The organism is Salinicola sp. NYA28a (assembly GCF_976982775.1).
Map to the genome: position 1 here is coordinate 4,207,290 of NZ_OZ334582.1, position 13,853 is coordinate 4,221,142.

Below are 13,853 nucleotides of genomic sequence, written 5' to 3' on the forward strand. Positions count from 1 at the left end.
TCCCTCGAACTCAGGCGGTGAGCGCTTCGCGCAGACGTTGCAATCGACCGCGTACCGAACCGTCGATGACGGTATCGCCGGTACGCAGGATCACGCCGCCTAGCAGCTCGCGGTCCACCTGAGTGGTAATGGAGATTTCACGATTCAGGCGCTTCTTCAGAGCCTCGGCGAGCACGGACTGCTGCGCGTCATCCAGCTCGAAGGCGGAGACGATGGTGACATCGACCCGCTTTTCCTGCTGGGCGCGCAGCGCCTCGAACTCGGCGTGGATGTCGGGCAACGCAGCCAGACGCCCCTTTTCACCGACGAGGTGCAGGAAGTTGCCTACACTTTCGTCGAGAGGTTCGTCACCGCAGACTTCCAGCAGCAGACGCGTCTTGTCGTCAGCGGTCAGCCGCGGGTTGCCGAGAATGCGTTCACGGACATCGGAATCACCGGCCGCCTGAGCGACCAGTGACAGACTCTGGGACCACGCTTGGAGCGCCTTGTTATCGCGCGCGAACTCGAACGCCGCCTTGGCGTAGGGTCGAGCGACGGTAGACGATTCAGCCATGGTGCGCCTCCTTAGAGCTCGGCAGCGAGCTTGTCGACGAGCTCACGATGCTTGGCTTCGTCGATGGAGGACTCCAGGATGCGCTCTGCACCGGCGACGGCCAGCAGCGATACCTGGGCACGCAGCTCTTCCTTCGCGCGATTGATCTCCTGATCGATTTCGCTGCGAGCGCCTGCAATGATGCGCTCGCCTTCGGCCCGCGCGTTGTCGCGGGCTTCTTCGACGATCTGATTGGCCCGCTTGTTGGCCTGTTCCAGGATCTGCTGCGCCTGTTCCTTGCTTTCCCGCAGAGTCTCGTCGGCCTTTTCCTGAGCCAGTTCGAGATCACGGGTCGCACGGCTGGCTGCATCCAGTCCATCGGCAATCTTCTTCTGTCGCTCCTGCAGTGCCTGCATGACCGGGGGCCATACATACTTCATGCAGAACCAGACGAAGACTGCAAAGGCAATGGCCTGACCAATCAGTGTAAGGTTCAGATTCACGCCAGCACCTCTCGCGTCACGGGTTTGGGGTTAGGGTCACCGGAGGCCTCGTGGGCCACGAACGGTGCCGTTAACCGACAAACGGATTGGCGAAGGTGAAGAACAGGGCGATACCGACACCGATCATGGTCACGGCGTCGAGCAGGCCGGCGACGATGAACATCTTGACCTGCAGTTGCGGAATCATTTCCGGCTGACGCGCGGCGCCTTCCAGGAATTTGCCACCGAGGATGCCGAAGCCGATGGCGGTGCCGAGGGCACCCAGGCCGATCAACAGAGAAACGGCAATTGCGGTCATGCCCAGAACTTGTGCTTCCATGGTTCTCTCCAGTTTCAGTCGAGTCTTGCTCAGTCGAGTTTTACTAAGGGTCAGGGGTTAACGGGAAACGCTACTCAATGCTGCTCTTCCGTCGCCATGCTCAGATAGACGATGGTAAGCATCATGAAGATGAAGGCCTGCAGCGTGATGATCAGGATGTGGAAGACCGCCCACGGGAAGTGCAGCGGAAGCTGCCACAGTCCGACCATGGCTATCAGGATGAAGATCAGTTCACCGGCGTAGAGGTTACCGAACAGTCGCAGCGCCAGTGAAACCGGTTTGGCCAACAAGGTAACGATTTCAAGCAGGAAGTTGACCGGAATCAACAAGATCTGGGCAAGTTTGTTGGGCGTGTTGAACGGGTGCAGCGTCAATTCTGCGACGAAACCGGACAGCCCTTTGGAACGAATGGAATAGAAAATGATCAGCGCGAAGACCGAAAGCGACATGCCGAGCGTGGCATTGACGTCGGTCGTGGGTACGACCTTGAAATAGACGTGCGCCGGGTCGGCACCGAACCAGGCACCCACCTTCTGGGCCAGCATCGGCAGGAAGTCCACCGGCACCAGGTCCATGATATTCATCAGGAAGATCCAGCAGAAGATCGTCAGCGACAGCGGCGCGATCAGCCGGCTCTTGCCGTGGAACGTCTCTCGTACGGAACCATCGACGAATTCGACCATCATCTCGACGAAATTCTGCAGCCCGGTCGGCACGCCCGTGGAAGCGCGCTTGGCGACCAGGCGGAACAGGTAGAGAAACAGTACCCCGAGTCCGATCGACCACAGCATGGTATCGACATGAATGGCCCAGAACCCCATTGCCTTGGCGTCGGCAGCGGAATGAGCCATGGACCAGCCGTTTTCCGGATGCAGACCAAACGTCATGTTCTGCAAATGGTGCTGGATGTACTCCGTACTCGTCATGTTGTTGCCAGCCATGGTTCAGCCTCGAGATTGAATGTGTGACGGTCGGCGCAGGAGCCAGGGCCCCAACCAATGCGCCAGCAGCGTCACCACATAAGCGCCAAAGAAGAAAGCGGGGTTTGAGGGGGGCACTGCCACGAACACCAGCGTGAACAGTGCCGCCGTCAAACCGAACTTGCCGGCCTCGGCGTGGTAGAAACTCTTGACGATGTATCTTGCCTGCGCTGCGCCCTGATAGCGAAAGGCACGCCAGGCAAAAAAGGCGTTGGGGATGGCAGCAACGAGGCCACCGCTCAAGGCGGAAACCGCCGTTCCGCGATCCCAGCCCCCCCAGGCAATGAGAGCCAGCCCCATCACCACGCCGCACTGTAGCAGGATCAACGCCGCGATTCGCGGTCTTGGAAGCTTGGCCGGTGCCGCTGGTTGCATGGCGTCGGTCTCGCCTTGAATCCTGGAATGGTCTTGTTTCTATGTTCGATGTCTGCGTCGGCATCAGCCTGGCAAATCTCGGCGGATTATAGAGAAGCGGCAATGCCGCTTCAACCGAACCTGCACCGATCTGAGGCGTCTTTTGGAGAAAACGATCACGAAAAGTGCGCAATTTCCGTTAACGCGCTAAACGTTTTTTCAATCTCTGAAAGCGTTGACGATTCATCACTCTTCAGCGGATGTGGCCGAGTATGCCATCCAGTTCGTCGAGGCTGGTGTAACGAATGGTGACTCGCCCCTTCCCGGAACTGTTGTGATGAATCTTGACCGGTGCACCCAGCAGGTCGGCCAGGCGATTCTCGAGCCGCCCGACATCCGCCGGTGGCCGCTTGTCCTCGGCCTTTTTCTGGCCGCTGGCGATCTGTTTCACCAAGGCTTCGGTCTGGCGCACGGTAAGCTCCCGCGCCACGACTTCGTGCGCGGCGTGCCGCTGCTTGGCGGCCGGCAGGCTGAGCAGGGCGCGGGCGTGTCCCATGTCCAGATCGCCACGTTCGAGCAGCGTCAACACCTGCGGTTCCAGCGCCAGCAGACGCAGCAAGTTGGCGACCTGGGCACGGGAGCGCCCTACCGCATCGGCGACCTGCTGCTGGGTCAGTTCGAACTCGTCGAGCAGACGCTTGAGCGCCATCGACTCCTCGACCGGGTTGAGGTTCTCGCGCTGAATGTTCTCGATCAGCGCCAGCGCCAGCGCGACCTCGTCGCTGACTTCGCGAATGACTGCCGGAATGGTATCGAGCTCGGCCAGTTGAGAAGCCCGCCAGCGACGTTCGCCGGCGATGATCTCGTAGCGCTCTGCGCCAATTTGTCGCACCACGATCGGCTGCATGACGCCTTGTGCACGGATCGAATCCGCCAGTTCTTCCAGGGCTTCGGGCTGGATGTCACGTCGTGGCTGATACTTGCCTCGGGTCAACTGGCGCAGCGGCAACCGCTCGAGTCTTTCTTCGACAGACTGGGATTCCGGCGGCGCCTGTGCGGGTGACGGCGTATCCGAATCGGCCTGCGACAAACCGTCGCGGCGGCGGGCGCTGGATCCGATCAGGGCGTCGAGACCGCGACCCAGGGGGCGTTTTCGCGTCGTCATGGGGTATTCCTCGCAGCAGTCATCGTCATTACAGCGCCAGCCGGCGAATCAGTTCCTTGGCCAGGACCCGGTGGGCCTGGCTGCCACGCGACAGCCGCGCATATTTGGTGACCGGCACGCCATGACTGGGCGCTTCCGCCACGCGGACGTTGCGCGGAATCGTGGCCTTGAGCAGGGAATCGCCGAAATACTGGCCGAGCTGCTTGCTGACGTCTCGAGTCAGGCTGTTGCGGGGGTCGTACATGGTTCGCACGATGCCGAATATCTCGAGCGCGGGGTTCACACTCTCCTGGATCTGTTCGACGGTATCGAGCAGCGCCGAAAGGCCTTCTAACGCGTAGAATTCGCACTGCACCGGAATCAGCACGCCGTGGGCGGCGGTAAGGGCGTTGACCGTCAGCATGTTGAGCGATGGCGGGCAGTCGATCATCACCACGTCGTAATCTTCGGCGACGCTCTCGATGGCCGTTTGCAGCACCCGCTCGCGGCCATCGCGGTCGAGTAGATCGACCTCGGCAGCGGTCAGGTCGCCGTTGCCCGGCAGCAGCGCATAACCGGCCACGGCACAGTCGACAATCACCTCGGCGGCGCTCTTGTCGCCTAGCAGCACCTCGAGGACGCTGCCGTCGAGATCGTGCTTGTCGACCCCGCTGCCCATGGTGGCGTGACCCTGGGGATCCAGATCGATCAACAACACACGACGATCGAGTGCCGCCAGGCAAGCCGCCAGATTGACCGCGGTCGTGGTCTTGCCGACACCGCCCTTCTGATTGGTCAATGCGATGATTCTGGTCACTGGCGACTCCCTTCGTCGAAACTGATCCTGTAGATCGCGAGCGATCCGCTAACGCTAAATCGGCATTGGCGTCGAGGCCGCTGTCCCCATGCCCGGCTCATGACGCGTCCATCGATCTCAAGAGACGCTTATCGACGATGGCCTGCATCATCGACCCGCCCGAGACGAAGCAGTTGCCGTTCGGCGTCGTCGACACCGGGCACCGACAGGGCGAGACGCTCGTGCACCGCGACATGGGCCGGCACGGATTCGAGCTCTTGGGGTTCGAGCCCCCCTTTCATCGCCAGCCATTCTCCGCCTTCGGCCAGCAAGGGCTCGGTGAGCCCGATGAAATCGCCCAGCGAGGCGAAAGCGCGCGAGATGACCTGGTCGAACGTGGCGTCGAAGGCTTCGACCCGAACCTGCTCGCAGCGCACGTTATCGAGCCCGAGTTCCATCACCGCCTGACGCTGGAAGCGCACTTTCTTGCCGTTGCTGTCCAGCAGCGTGACTTGAAGCCCAGGATCCAGAATGGCCAGTACCAGCCCCGGGAACCCGGGGCCGGAGCCCACGTCCAGCAAGGTGGGGCCGCTCACGGCAAAGGCCACGCTGGCGCTGTCCAGCAGATGGCGGCTGACCATCGCCTCGGGCGAGCGTACTGCGGTGAGGTTATAGGCGCGATTCCACTTGTGCAACAGCGCGAGCAGCGACAGCAATCGCTCACGCTGACGGCGGTCGATCTCGATATTCAGTGCCGCCAGACCCTCGTCCAGCCGGCGTTCACAAACCGGTGTCATGCGCTCAATGCCTGGCTGTCGTCGATCAGGCGACGCTTCTTGAGATGGATCAGCAGAATCGAGACGGCGGCCGGGGTCACGCCGGAAATGCGACCGGCCTGGCCCAGCGTCTGCGGCCGCGCCTGCTCGAGTTTCTGGCGAATCTCGTTGGAGAGCCCTTCGACCCTGGCGTAATCCAGCGATTCCGGCAGCGGTGTCGCTTCGTGACGTCGCAGACGATCGATCTCGTCCTGCTGGCGCGCGATATAACCCTCGTACTTGGCCTCGATCTGCACTTGCTCGGCGACGGGCTCTTCGCTGACGGCCTCGCCCTTGAGCGAGGCCACGTCGGCGTAGGTGAGCTCGGGCCGCTTGAGCAGATCCATCAGGCTGTACTCGCGCGCCAACGGTTGCCCGAGTTTCTCTGCCACGCGCTCGGCTGCCGGCGTTTTCGGCTGGACCCAGGTCGAACGCAGCCGGGCGCTCTCCTGCTCGATCCGATCACGCTTGGTGGCGAACGCCGACCAGCGGTGATCGTCGACCAGGCCCAGCTCGCGACCGGTGGGGGTCAGGCGCAGGTCGGCGTTGTCTTCGCGCAGCAGCAGCCGGTATTCGGCCCGCGACGTGAACATGCGATAGGGCTCCTGCGTGCCCATGGTGATCAGGTCGTCGACCAGCACGCCGAGATAGGCCTCGTCGCGTCGCGGCCACCAGGCGGATTCCCCCTGGGCACGGCGAGCGGCGTTGATACCCGCCAAGAGCCCCTGGGCGCCGGCCTCCTCGTAACCCGTCGTGCCGTTGATCTGACCGGCGAAGAACAGGTTGTGGATAAATTTGGTTTCCAGCGAGTGCTTCAGATCACGCGGATCGAAGAAATCGTATTCGATGGCGTAGCCGGGCCGCGTGATATGCGCGTTTTCCAGTCCGGTAATCGAGCGCACGACCTGTAGCTGAACGTCGAACGGCAGGGAGGTGGAGATCCCGTTCGGATAGAGCTCGTGAGTGTCCAGACCTTCGGGTTCGATGAACACCTGATGACTGGTCTTGTCGGCGAAGCGGTGGACCTTGTCCTCGATCGACGGGCAGTAGCGCGGCCCCACGCCTTCGATCACGCCGGAATACATCGGCGAACGGTCGAGATTGGCGAAGATGATCTCGTGGGTTCGCTCGTTGGTATGCGCGATATGACAATCGACCTGGCGCGGATGCTGCTCGCGGCTGCCCAGATACGACATTACCGGCAACGGCGTGTCGCCGGGCTGTGGCTCGAGCCTGGAGAAATCGACGCTCTTGGCATCGATCCGCGGTGGTGTCCCGGTTTTCAGCCGATCGACCCGGAACGGCAGCGCACGCAGACGTTCCGCCAACGCGTTGGCCGGCGGATCGCCGGCGCGACCGCCGGCATGATGATCCAGCCCGATGTGAATCACGCCGCCCAGGAAGGTACCGGTACACAGCACCACGGTATCCGCCATGAAGCGGATGCCGGTCTGGGTCCGGACACCGACGACGGTGTCGTTTTCCACAATCAGATCGTCGACACCCTGCTGGAACAGCGTGAGATTCGGCTGGTTCTCCAGGATGCCGCGAATGGCGGCCTTGTAGCGCACGCGATCCGCCTGGGCTCGAGTGGCGCGAACCGCCGGCCCCTTGCGGGAATTGAGCACGCGAAACTGGATGCCGGCCAGGTCGGTTGCCTGTGCCATGGCACCACCCAGGGCATCGATCTCCTTGACCAGATGGCTCTTGCCGATCCCGCCGATGGCGGGATTGCAGGACATCTGACCCAGCGTCTCGATGTTATGCGTCAGCAGCAGGGTGCGGGCACCGCCACGTGCCGCTGCCAGAGCGGCTTCGGTACCGGCATGGCCACCGCCGATCACGATGACCTGAAAACGGTCGGGATACTCCACGGTTTACCTCACGAGGTGCTGAAAACGAGTAGCTCGAACAGGCACCCGACAGTGAATGAATCTCGAAAAGCCGCCCAGTATAAACCTCCTGTGGGTAACCGTCAGGGGTTTTCCACACCCGATTGTCTTCAGCCCACCAGCCAGCAAAGTCATTACTAAATAAAGAAAAATATATAAAGAAGTTCTGTTGTGGTAGTAACTAATGGTGTGGATGCTTTCAGTGGATAAGTCGAATTACTCTATGGATGATAACCACTTGCATTGTTATTCGATTGTTTGAAAAGCACTGGGGAGGCTGCTGACAACGGCGTTGGTTCCTGTGGACAGAAGATCGCTTTGTACACATCGCCAGCCGCACACGGGTTGTCCACCGCCGCATACGCCAACTGTTACCGCGATGGTCAACAAACCGCGGATTCCCCGCCAGCGCCGGACGAATCAGGGTTACAGCCAGATAGGCGAAAAAACTATCCACAGGCGGAAAAACGCGCCTGGGATAACCATGAATGACGAAATCGGCTTGGCCGACCCGATCTTTCGACCCTGAGGCGAACCGATGGCTCGGCGTTTATCGCTCGAGCCAGGAGACGAAGCGGTAAGACGCGGCGAAGAGGACAGGCGGAATGGCGATGGAAATGAAGAAGCGCGGTGCAGGAAGGGCTGAGCGTGCTGGAGGCGGGTAGAGCGTACCTCGAGGAAGGCGGACACCGGAAATGCCTCCGGTGCCCGCGGTTTTCGGAACGCTCGGCCCGCGTTCGGGCTAGTGCTTGAGTACCCGTGAAAGGAACGCTTGCGTGCGTTCGTGGCGGGGATGATCGAAGAGCTGCTCCGGCGGGCCCTGCTCGACGATCTGGCCGCCGTGGACGAAGACCACACGATCGGCGACCTCGCGAGCGAAGCCCATCTCGTGAGTGACGATCATCATGGTCATGCCGTCGTTGGCCAGTTCGCGCATGGCGTCGAGCACCTCGCCGATCATCTCCGGATCCAGCGCGGAGGTGGGCTCGTCGAACAGCATCAGCCGCGGCTCCATGGCCAGCGCTCGGGCGAGCGCCACGCGTTGCTGCTGACCGCCGGAGAGCTGGGTCGGATACTTGTCGGCCTGATCGGCAATGCCGACCCGTTCCAGCAGCTTGTCGGCGATGGCGTTGGCCTGATCGCGCGTGACGCCGCGGACCTTGCGCGGTGCCAGCGTGACGTTGTCGCGGATCGACAGATGCGGGAACAGGTTGAACTGCTGGAACACCATGCCGACTTCGGTGCGCACCGCCTGCAGGGACTTGCCGCTGGCGCCGTTGGGCATCAGGGTCTTGCCGTCGACTTCGATACGCCCGGACTGGAACGGTTCGAGCCCGTTGACGCAGCGGATCAGGGTCGATTTTCCCGAGCCGCTGGCGCCGATGATCACCACGACTTCGCCGTGGGCCACGCTGAGATCGATCTCCTGCATCACGTGCAGGTTGCCGAAGTGCTTGTCGACCTTGTCGAGCCGGACGATCGGCGACGCATCCGCCGTCCGGTCGGTGTCTTGACTGGTTACGCTATCGTTCATCCCACCAACCCCTTGCGTTCGAGCAGACTCAGAGCCAACGACAGACTCAGGGTGATCGCCAGGTAGAGCAGGGCGATCATGAAGTAGACCTCCAGCGCGGTGAAGGTATTGGCGATATAGACCTGTCCCTGGCGAACCAGCTCACCGACGCCGATGACCGAGAACAGCGAGGTGTCCTTGATGCTGACGATGCCCTGATTGCCCAGTGCCGGAATCATGCGGCGCAGTGCCTGAGGCCAGATCACGTAGCGAAAGGTCTGGGGTGGCGACAGCCCCAGCGACAGCCCGGCTTCACGCTGCCCCCGTTCGATCGATTGAACGCCGCCGCGCACGATTTCCGAGATGTAGGCACCGGCGTTGAGGGCGATGGCGGCGATACCCGCCGTCAGCGCATTGATGGGGCCTCCAAGCAGGGTGGGCAGGCCATAGAAGATGAACAGCACCTGGACCAGTACTGGCGTGCCGCGGAACACCTCGACATAGACCACGGCGGGCCAGCGGAGCCAGCGCGTGGGGCCGATTCGCATCAACCCGAAGAGGATCCCGATAAGAAAGCCGATAGCCAGACCGGCGAAGGAAATGAGCAGGGTGTAGGGGAGACCCTTGAGTAGAAACGGCAGAGAAGCGATTGCCGCCTGCCAGTCGAACTGAAAATTGAACTCCACGGAGCGTCTCCATCGGCAACGAGAGAAGACCCCACCGCCGGGCGGCGAGGTCTTTCAGGACCGTTTCTCTTTTTTTTGGGATGGGTAGAAAGCGAGTCCTGGCAACGATCGGGGGCCGACGCCCAAGGCGACGGCCCCCGGTCAGGGTTGGTCGATCATTTGGCGTCCGGTGCCGCGCCGAACCACTTTTCGTGGATCTCGTCGTAGGTGCCGTCTTCATGCATGGCTTTCAGCGCTTCGTTGGCGGGCTCCACCCACTGGCTGCCCTTGGCGAAAGCGATGCCGTACTGCTGGCCTTCATAGAGCGGACCGACGGTCTTCACCTTGCCCTGGCCCTTGGTCTGGGCGAAATAGCCGACGTTGGGTGCGTCGTAGAAGACGGCATCGGCACTGCCGCCCATGAGCGCCATGTACATGTCGGAGCTGCCCGGATAGGGCGTGATCTCGGCATCGTCACCGAGGTTTTCCTGCAGGTAGTCGTAGCTGGTGGAACCGATCTTGGTGGCGATCCGCATGCCTTCCAGATCATCCAACGAGTCGACGTCGCTGCCGTCGGATACCAGGATTCGCAGGCCGGAATCGTAGTACGGGTCGCTGAAATCGACGATCTCCTGGCGTTCGTCGGTAATGGTGATGCCGGCGATGGCCAGGTCGACGTTGCCGGTCTGCACGGCGGGGATGATGCCGTTGAAGTCCATGGTGTTGAGATCGACCTGGAAGCCGGCGCGGTCTGCGATCTCGTGGAGGATGTCCATATCGAAGCCGACCATCTCGCCGCTGTCCTGATCCATCATCTCGAACGGCACGAAGCTGGGATCGGTGACGGCCTTGAGCGTGGTGTCCTGGGCCGAGGCCAGGTTGGAGGCACCCAGGGAAAGGGCAAAGGCGGGAATGGCGAGCAGAGTGATGTTGTTTTTCATGTGTCCCTCAAGTCATTGATCGATTGGAGTAATCGATAACTACCTTGAGGAAGGTTGTGACTGAACGTCAAGTCGACCTAGGTAACCCAGGCACAGATATTCGGACTCGTCCAAGCGGGAAAACACCGGCTTTCGATGTCGGATCCGGTGTTTCCGCCTGGTCTGCTAGACCGAGAAAGAGGCACCGCAGCCGCAGGTGGACTGGGCGTTGGGGTTCTTGATGATGAAGCGGGCGCCGGCCAGGCCTTCCTCGAAATCCACCGTCGAGCCGACCAGATATTGGTAGGAGAGGGCATCCACCACCAGGCTGACACCATCGTTGTCGATCACGGTGTCGTCCTCGGCGGTCTGGTCGCCGAGATCGAAGCCGTATTGAAACCCCGAGCAGCCGCCGCCGGTCACGTAGACCCGCAGTTTCAGGGCTGGATTGTTCTCTTCGGCGATCAGCGCCTTGACCCGCTTGGCAGCGGCATCGGTGAAGAACATCGGGGTTGGAGCGAAAGACTCCACTGTGCTCATCGTCACGCTCCCGTGCGTGCCGGTCATGGACCGAGACCGGCTTATCGAAAATGACGTGGGGCGGAATTCGCCCGATTGGCGTCCATTATCGTTAATACCGAGTAAAAGGGTCAACTATAGTGGCGTCGATGTTCTCTCGGCTCGGGGCCGATAGGTGTATGATGTCATTCCCGTTAACCGCTCGCACGGCGTGGCTGTCGGCCTGGACAGGTATCGCGCACGAAAGTCGAGCGATCCGGATCGGGCAAGGAGAGGGGTTTGTCACGCGTGCCGCGGTTCGTCCCACGCCTCAATCTCGAGCGTTTTCGGCGCCAGCTGGCAAGCGTCGATGCCATGCCGCAACTCTGCCTGCTGGGGACGCTCGCCGGTATTCTGACCGGTACCGTCATGGTCGTGTTCCGGCTGTTGCTGGAATTCGGCGCGCTGTTCTTCATACCCGGCGACGACCCGGAAGCCTTCGAAACCCTGTCACCCGCATTCCGTGCCGCCTTGCCGCTGATCGCTGTCGCCCTGATCGGCGTCTGGCTGTGGCCGCAGCCCAATCGGGCGCTGAAGATGGGGATCGGGCACGTCATCGAGCGCCTCGCCTACCATCAGGGCAAGATGCCGCTGCGCAACTGGATCAATCAGTGGTGGGTCGGTGTCATTTCGGTCATCGGCGGGCTGTCGGCCGGCCGTGAAGGTCCGGCGATCCATCTCGGTTCCGCAGCCTCGAGCTGGATCGGCTCGCGGCTGCGCCTGCCTCACAACAGCCTTCGCGTGCTGGTGGCGTGCGGCACGGCGGCGGGGATTTCCGCCTCGTTCAACACGCCAATTGCCGGCGTCATCTTCGCCATGGAAGTGGTGATGATGGAGTACACCATCGCCGGTTTCATGCCGGTGATCCTCGCCGCCACCATGGGCGCGCTGGTCTCCTGGACGGTCTACGGCGCCGAACCGGCGTTCAGCGTGCCGGCGTTGCAGCTCAATTCGCTGCTGGATCTGCCCTGGATCGTATTGACGGCGCTGGTGGTGGGCGTGCTGGCTGGCGGCTTCGTGCGTCTGGCGCAGGGACACGCGTCGATTGCCCGGATTCCGTTCGCTCTGCGTCTGGCCATCGTCGGCCTGCTGACCGGCGCCGTGGCGTGGTGGTATCCCCAGGTTCAGGGGATCGGCTACGACAGCCTGGAACAGATGCTCAACGGGCCGATGGCGCTGGACGTATTGCTGGTGCTGGCGGTGATCAAGCTGGCATTGACGGGCATCTGTCTGGCCGGCGGCGTGCCGGTGGGCGTGATCGGGCCGATGCTGGTGTCCGGCGCTGCCGTGGGCGCGGTAATGGGGATGATCGGCGGTACCCTGTTGCCGAGCGTGGTCACGACGCCGACGCTTTATGCCGTTCTCGGCATGGCGGCGATGATGGCGGCGGCGCTGCAGGCCCCGCTGGCCGCCTTGCTGGCACTGCTGGAGCTGACCCGCAATTCGGCGATCATGCTGCCCGGCATGCTGGCGGTGGTGGTGGCGGTGCTCACGGCGCGCCAGCTCTGCCGCTGCCAGGGATTCTTCCTGTCCAGTCTCAACCAGCAGGGGCTTCACCCGCTGCAGCAGCCGTTGATGCAGGCGCTGTCGCGGGTCGCCGTGCCGGCCGTAATGGAGCGTAACCTGGTGCGCACGCCTCGGATCATCGATCACGACCGGGCCAAGGCGCTGCTCGATTCCAAGCCGACCTGGCTGGTGATCATGCAGGAGGACAGGGACAAGCCACCCCTGGCGATGAAGGCCGCCCATCTGGCGCGGGTGCTGCACGATGAGGCATGGCTCGCGGAGCATGAGCAGATCGATCTCGAGGAAGTGCCCGGTCAGCGTCTCGATCTGGCGCCGGTGCATCTGGAAGCGACGCTGTCCGAGGCCTACGACACGCTCAACGAATCCGGCGTCGATGCACTCTATGTCGAGCACACCACGGCGCCGATGATCCGCAAGATTTCCGGTATCATCACTCGCGAGGCGATCGAGAACTATTATCGACGTAAACGCTGACGTAGCGGGACGGAGGTCCCGAGGAGGGCATCATGATTCGCTACGACGATAAACCTGTGGTGATGATTCTGGCGGGCCACGATCCCAGCGGCGGCGCAGGGTTGGTCGCGGATGCAGAAGCCGTGAGAGGCTGCGGTGGCTGGCCGGTGACCGTGCCCACGGCGATGACCGTACAGTCGACCCGTGACGTGATCAGCGTCGAGCCCTGCAGCGGCGATTTCATTCGTCGTGCAGCGCGCGCCCTGTTCGACGACTTTCGTATTGCGGCCATCAAGGTGGGGCTGATTCCCAATCTCGAGGTGCTGGAAGCGGTAATCGATGTCGCCAGGATGAGCCCCGGCACGCCGCTGATCGTCGATCCCGTCATTCGCAGCGGCGGCGGTTCCGAGTTATCCACACCCGATCTGCTCGAACCGATTCGTCACCGGCTACTACCCCTTGTGGATATCTTGACACCCAACCGGCGGGAGCTGACGCTGCTCTCCGCCATCGCCGCTGCCGACGAAGTGGCGCGGGTGGTGGAGGTGATGTCGCTGGGCTGCGCCGCCGTGCTCGTGACCGGCACCGACTCGCTGGACGGGGAATCGACGGCGGGCAACGTGGTGCATACCTTGCACACCCCAGAGCTCAACCGTCAATGGCAGTGGCCCCGTCTGCCGGCCGACTATCACGGGTCGGGATGTACGCTGGCCTCGGCACTGGCGACCCGGCTGGCCGCCGGCGAGGGGCTGGCCGCGGCCTGTGCCCAGGCCCAGCGGTTCACCTGGGATACACTGGACAATGGCCTGGCGCTGGGCCAGGGCCAGTATCTGCCGGACCGGGTCTGGCGCGCACCCGACTTCGATGCCACGCTGGAATGAT

The 13,853-nt window shown here is 62.2% G+C and carries 15 protein-coding genes; 2 read left to right on the forward strand and 13 right to left on the reverse strand.

The features are described 5' to 3' along the window. Positions 1 to 10: 10 nt before the first annotated feature. The 13 genes from ACWHY3_RS19015 to erpA all read right to left on the reverse strand — a co-directional run bounded on the left by ACWHY3_RS19015 (position 11) and on the right by erpA (position 10,973). The gene (locus ACWHY3_RS19015; RefSeq protein WP_087720435.1) at positions 11 to 553 is read right to left on the reverse strand and encodes a F0F1 ATP synthase subunit delta; all 543 of its coding nucleotides are present in this window, start codon (positions 551 to 553) and stop codon (positions 11 to 13) included. A gap of 11 nt (positions 554 to 564) precedes the next feature. Continuing rightward, on the reverse strand, positions 565 to 1,035 hold the full coding sequence (locus ACWHY3_RS19020) for a F0F1 ATP synthase subunit B (RefSeq protein WP_087720434.1): 471 nt from the start codon (positions 1,033 to 1,035) through the stop codon (positions 565 to 567). A 70-nt stretch (positions 1,036 to 1,105) separates the two neighbouring features. Continuing rightward, positions 1,106 to 1,354, reverse strand: a complete 249-nt coding sequence (gene atpE, locus ACWHY3_RS19025; protein WP_011508579.1) for a F0F1 ATP synthase subunit C — start codon at positions 1,352 to 1,354, stop codon at positions 1,106 to 1,108. Positions 1,355 to 1,428: 74 nt separating this feature from the next. Then, positions 1,429 to 2,295 (reverse strand): F0F1 ATP synthase subunit A, encoded by an 867-nt coding sequence (atpB, locus tag ACWHY3_RS19030; RefSeq protein ID WP_087720433.1) that lies wholly within the window; start codon positions 2,293 to 2,295, stop codon positions 1,429 to 1,431. 3 nt (positions 2,296 to 2,298) lie between these two features. Further along, positions 2,299 to 2,709 (reverse strand): F0F1 ATP synthase subunit I, encoded by a 411-nt coding sequence (locus ACWHY3_RS19035; RefSeq protein ID WP_087720432.1) that lies wholly within the window; start codon positions 2,707 to 2,709, stop codon positions 2,299 to 2,301. Positions 2,710 to 2,941: 232 nt separating this feature from the next. Then, the gene (locus ACWHY3_RS19040) at positions 2,942 to 3,853 is read right to left on the reverse strand and encodes a ParB/RepB/Spo0J family partition protein (protein ID WP_332780128.1); all 912 of its coding nucleotides are present in this window, start codon (positions 3,851 to 3,853) and stop codon (positions 2,942 to 2,944) included. A 28-nt stretch (positions 3,854 to 3,881) separates the two neighbouring features. Then, entirely contained in the window at positions 3,882 to 4,649 is a 768-nt protein-coding gene (locus tag ACWHY3_RS19045) for a ParA family protein (RefSeq protein WP_332780129.1), read from the reverse strand. A 128-nt stretch (positions 4,650 to 4,777) separates the two neighbouring features. Then, the gene (gene rsmG / locus ACWHY3_RS19050; RefSeq protein ID WP_448127287.1) at positions 4,778 to 5,425 is read right to left on the reverse strand and encodes a 16S rRNA (guanine(527)-N(7))-methyltransferase RsmG; all 648 of its coding nucleotides are present in this window, start codon (positions 5,423 to 5,425) and stop codon (positions 4,778 to 4,780) included. Beyond that, positions 5,422 to 7,317, reverse strand: coding sequence for a tRNA uridine-5-carboxymethylaminomethyl(34) synthesis enzyme MnmG (gene mnmG / locus ACWHY3_RS19055; protein WP_448127288.1), 1,896 nt, complete (start codon positions 7,315 to 7,317; stop codon positions 5,422 to 5,424). The genes rsmG and mnmG overlap by 4 nt, the downstream gene beginning before the upstream one ends. Positions 7,318 to 8,077: 760 nt before the next feature. Further along, positions 8,078 to 8,869 (reverse strand): amino acid ABC transporter ATP-binding protein, encoded by a 792-nt coding sequence (locus tag ACWHY3_RS19060; RefSeq protein WP_110636426.1) that lies wholly within the window; start codon positions 8,867 to 8,869, stop codon positions 8,078 to 8,080. Next, positions 8,866 to 9,534, reverse strand: coding sequence for an amino acid ABC transporter permease (locus ACWHY3_RS19065; RefSeq protein ID WP_071232466.1), 669 nt, complete (start codon positions 9,532 to 9,534; stop codon positions 8,866 to 8,868). Before ACWHY3_RS19065 ends, ACWHY3_RS19060 begins: the two co-directional genes overlap by 4 nt. A 155-nt stretch (positions 9,535 to 9,689) precedes the next feature. Beyond that, positions 9,690 to 10,454 (reverse strand): transporter substrate-binding domain-containing protein, encoded by a 765-nt coding sequence (locus tag ACWHY3_RS19070; protein WP_448127289.1) that lies wholly within the window; start codon positions 10,452 to 10,454, stop codon positions 9,690 to 9,692. A 165-nt stretch (positions 10,455 to 10,619) separates the two neighbouring features. Beyond that, positions 10,620 to 10,973, reverse strand: coding sequence for an iron-sulfur cluster insertion protein ErpA (gene erpA / locus ACWHY3_RS19075; protein ID WP_087720425.1), 354 nt, complete (start codon positions 10,971 to 10,973; stop codon positions 10,620 to 10,622). A 267-nt stretch (positions 10,974 to 11,240) separates the two neighbouring features. Between erpA and ACWHY3_RS19080 the strand changes: the two genes are divergently transcribed. Together ACWHY3_RS19080 and thiD are read left to right on the forward strand one after the other, a co-directional pair. After that, a complete protein-coding gene (locus tag ACWHY3_RS19080; protein ID WP_448128180.1) occupies positions 11,241 to 12,992 on the forward strand; it encodes a chloride channel protein in 1,752 nt (583 codons plus the stop codon). Between the two features lie 32 nt (positions 12,993 to 13,024). Next, entirely contained in the window at positions 13,025 to 13,852 is an 828-nt protein-coding gene (gene thiD, locus ACWHY3_RS19085) for a bifunctional hydroxymethylpyrimidine kinase/phosphomethylpyrimidine kinase (RefSeq protein WP_087720423.1), read from the forward strand. Position 13,853 lies beyond the last annotated feature (1 nt).

Coding starts and splice junctions, on each gene's coding strand:
- ACWHY3_RS19040 (WP_332780128.1), bottom strand. CDS start 3,853: ATGACGACGCGAAAACGCCCCCTGGGTCGCGGTCTCGACGCCCTGATC.
- thiD (WP_087720423.1), top strand. CDS start 13,025: ATGATTCGCTACGACGATAAACCTGTGGTGATGATTCTGGCGGGCCAC.
- ACWHY3_RS19015 (WP_087720435.1), bottom strand. CDS start 553: ATGGCTGAATCGTCTACCGTCGCTCGACCCTACGCCAAGGCGGCGTTC.
- ACWHY3_RS19035 (WP_087720432.1), bottom strand. CDS start 2,709: ATGCAACCAGCGGCACCGGCCAAGCTTCCAAGACCGCGAATCGCGGCG.
- atpE (WP_011508579.1), bottom strand. CDS start 1,354: ATGGAAGCACAAGTTCTGGGCATGACCGCAATTGCCGTTTCTCTGTTG.
- erpA (WP_087720425.1), bottom strand. CDS start 10,973: ATGAGCACAGTGGAGTCTTTCGCTCCAACCCCGATGTTCTTCACCGAT.
- atpB (WP_087720433.1), bottom strand. CDS start 2,295: ATGGCTGGCAACAACATGACGAGTACGGAGTACATCCAGCACCATTTG.
- ACWHY3_RS19060 (WP_110636426.1), bottom strand. CDS start 8,869: ATGAACGATAGCGTAACCAGTCAAGACACCGACCGGACGGCGGATGCG.
- rsmG (WP_448127287.1), bottom strand. CDS start 5,425: ATGACACCGGTTTGTGAACGCCGGCTGGACGAGGGTCTGGCGGCACTG.
- ACWHY3_RS19070 (WP_448127289.1), bottom strand. CDS start 10,454: ATGAAAAACAACATCACTCTGCTCGCCATTCCCGCCTTTGCCCTTTCC.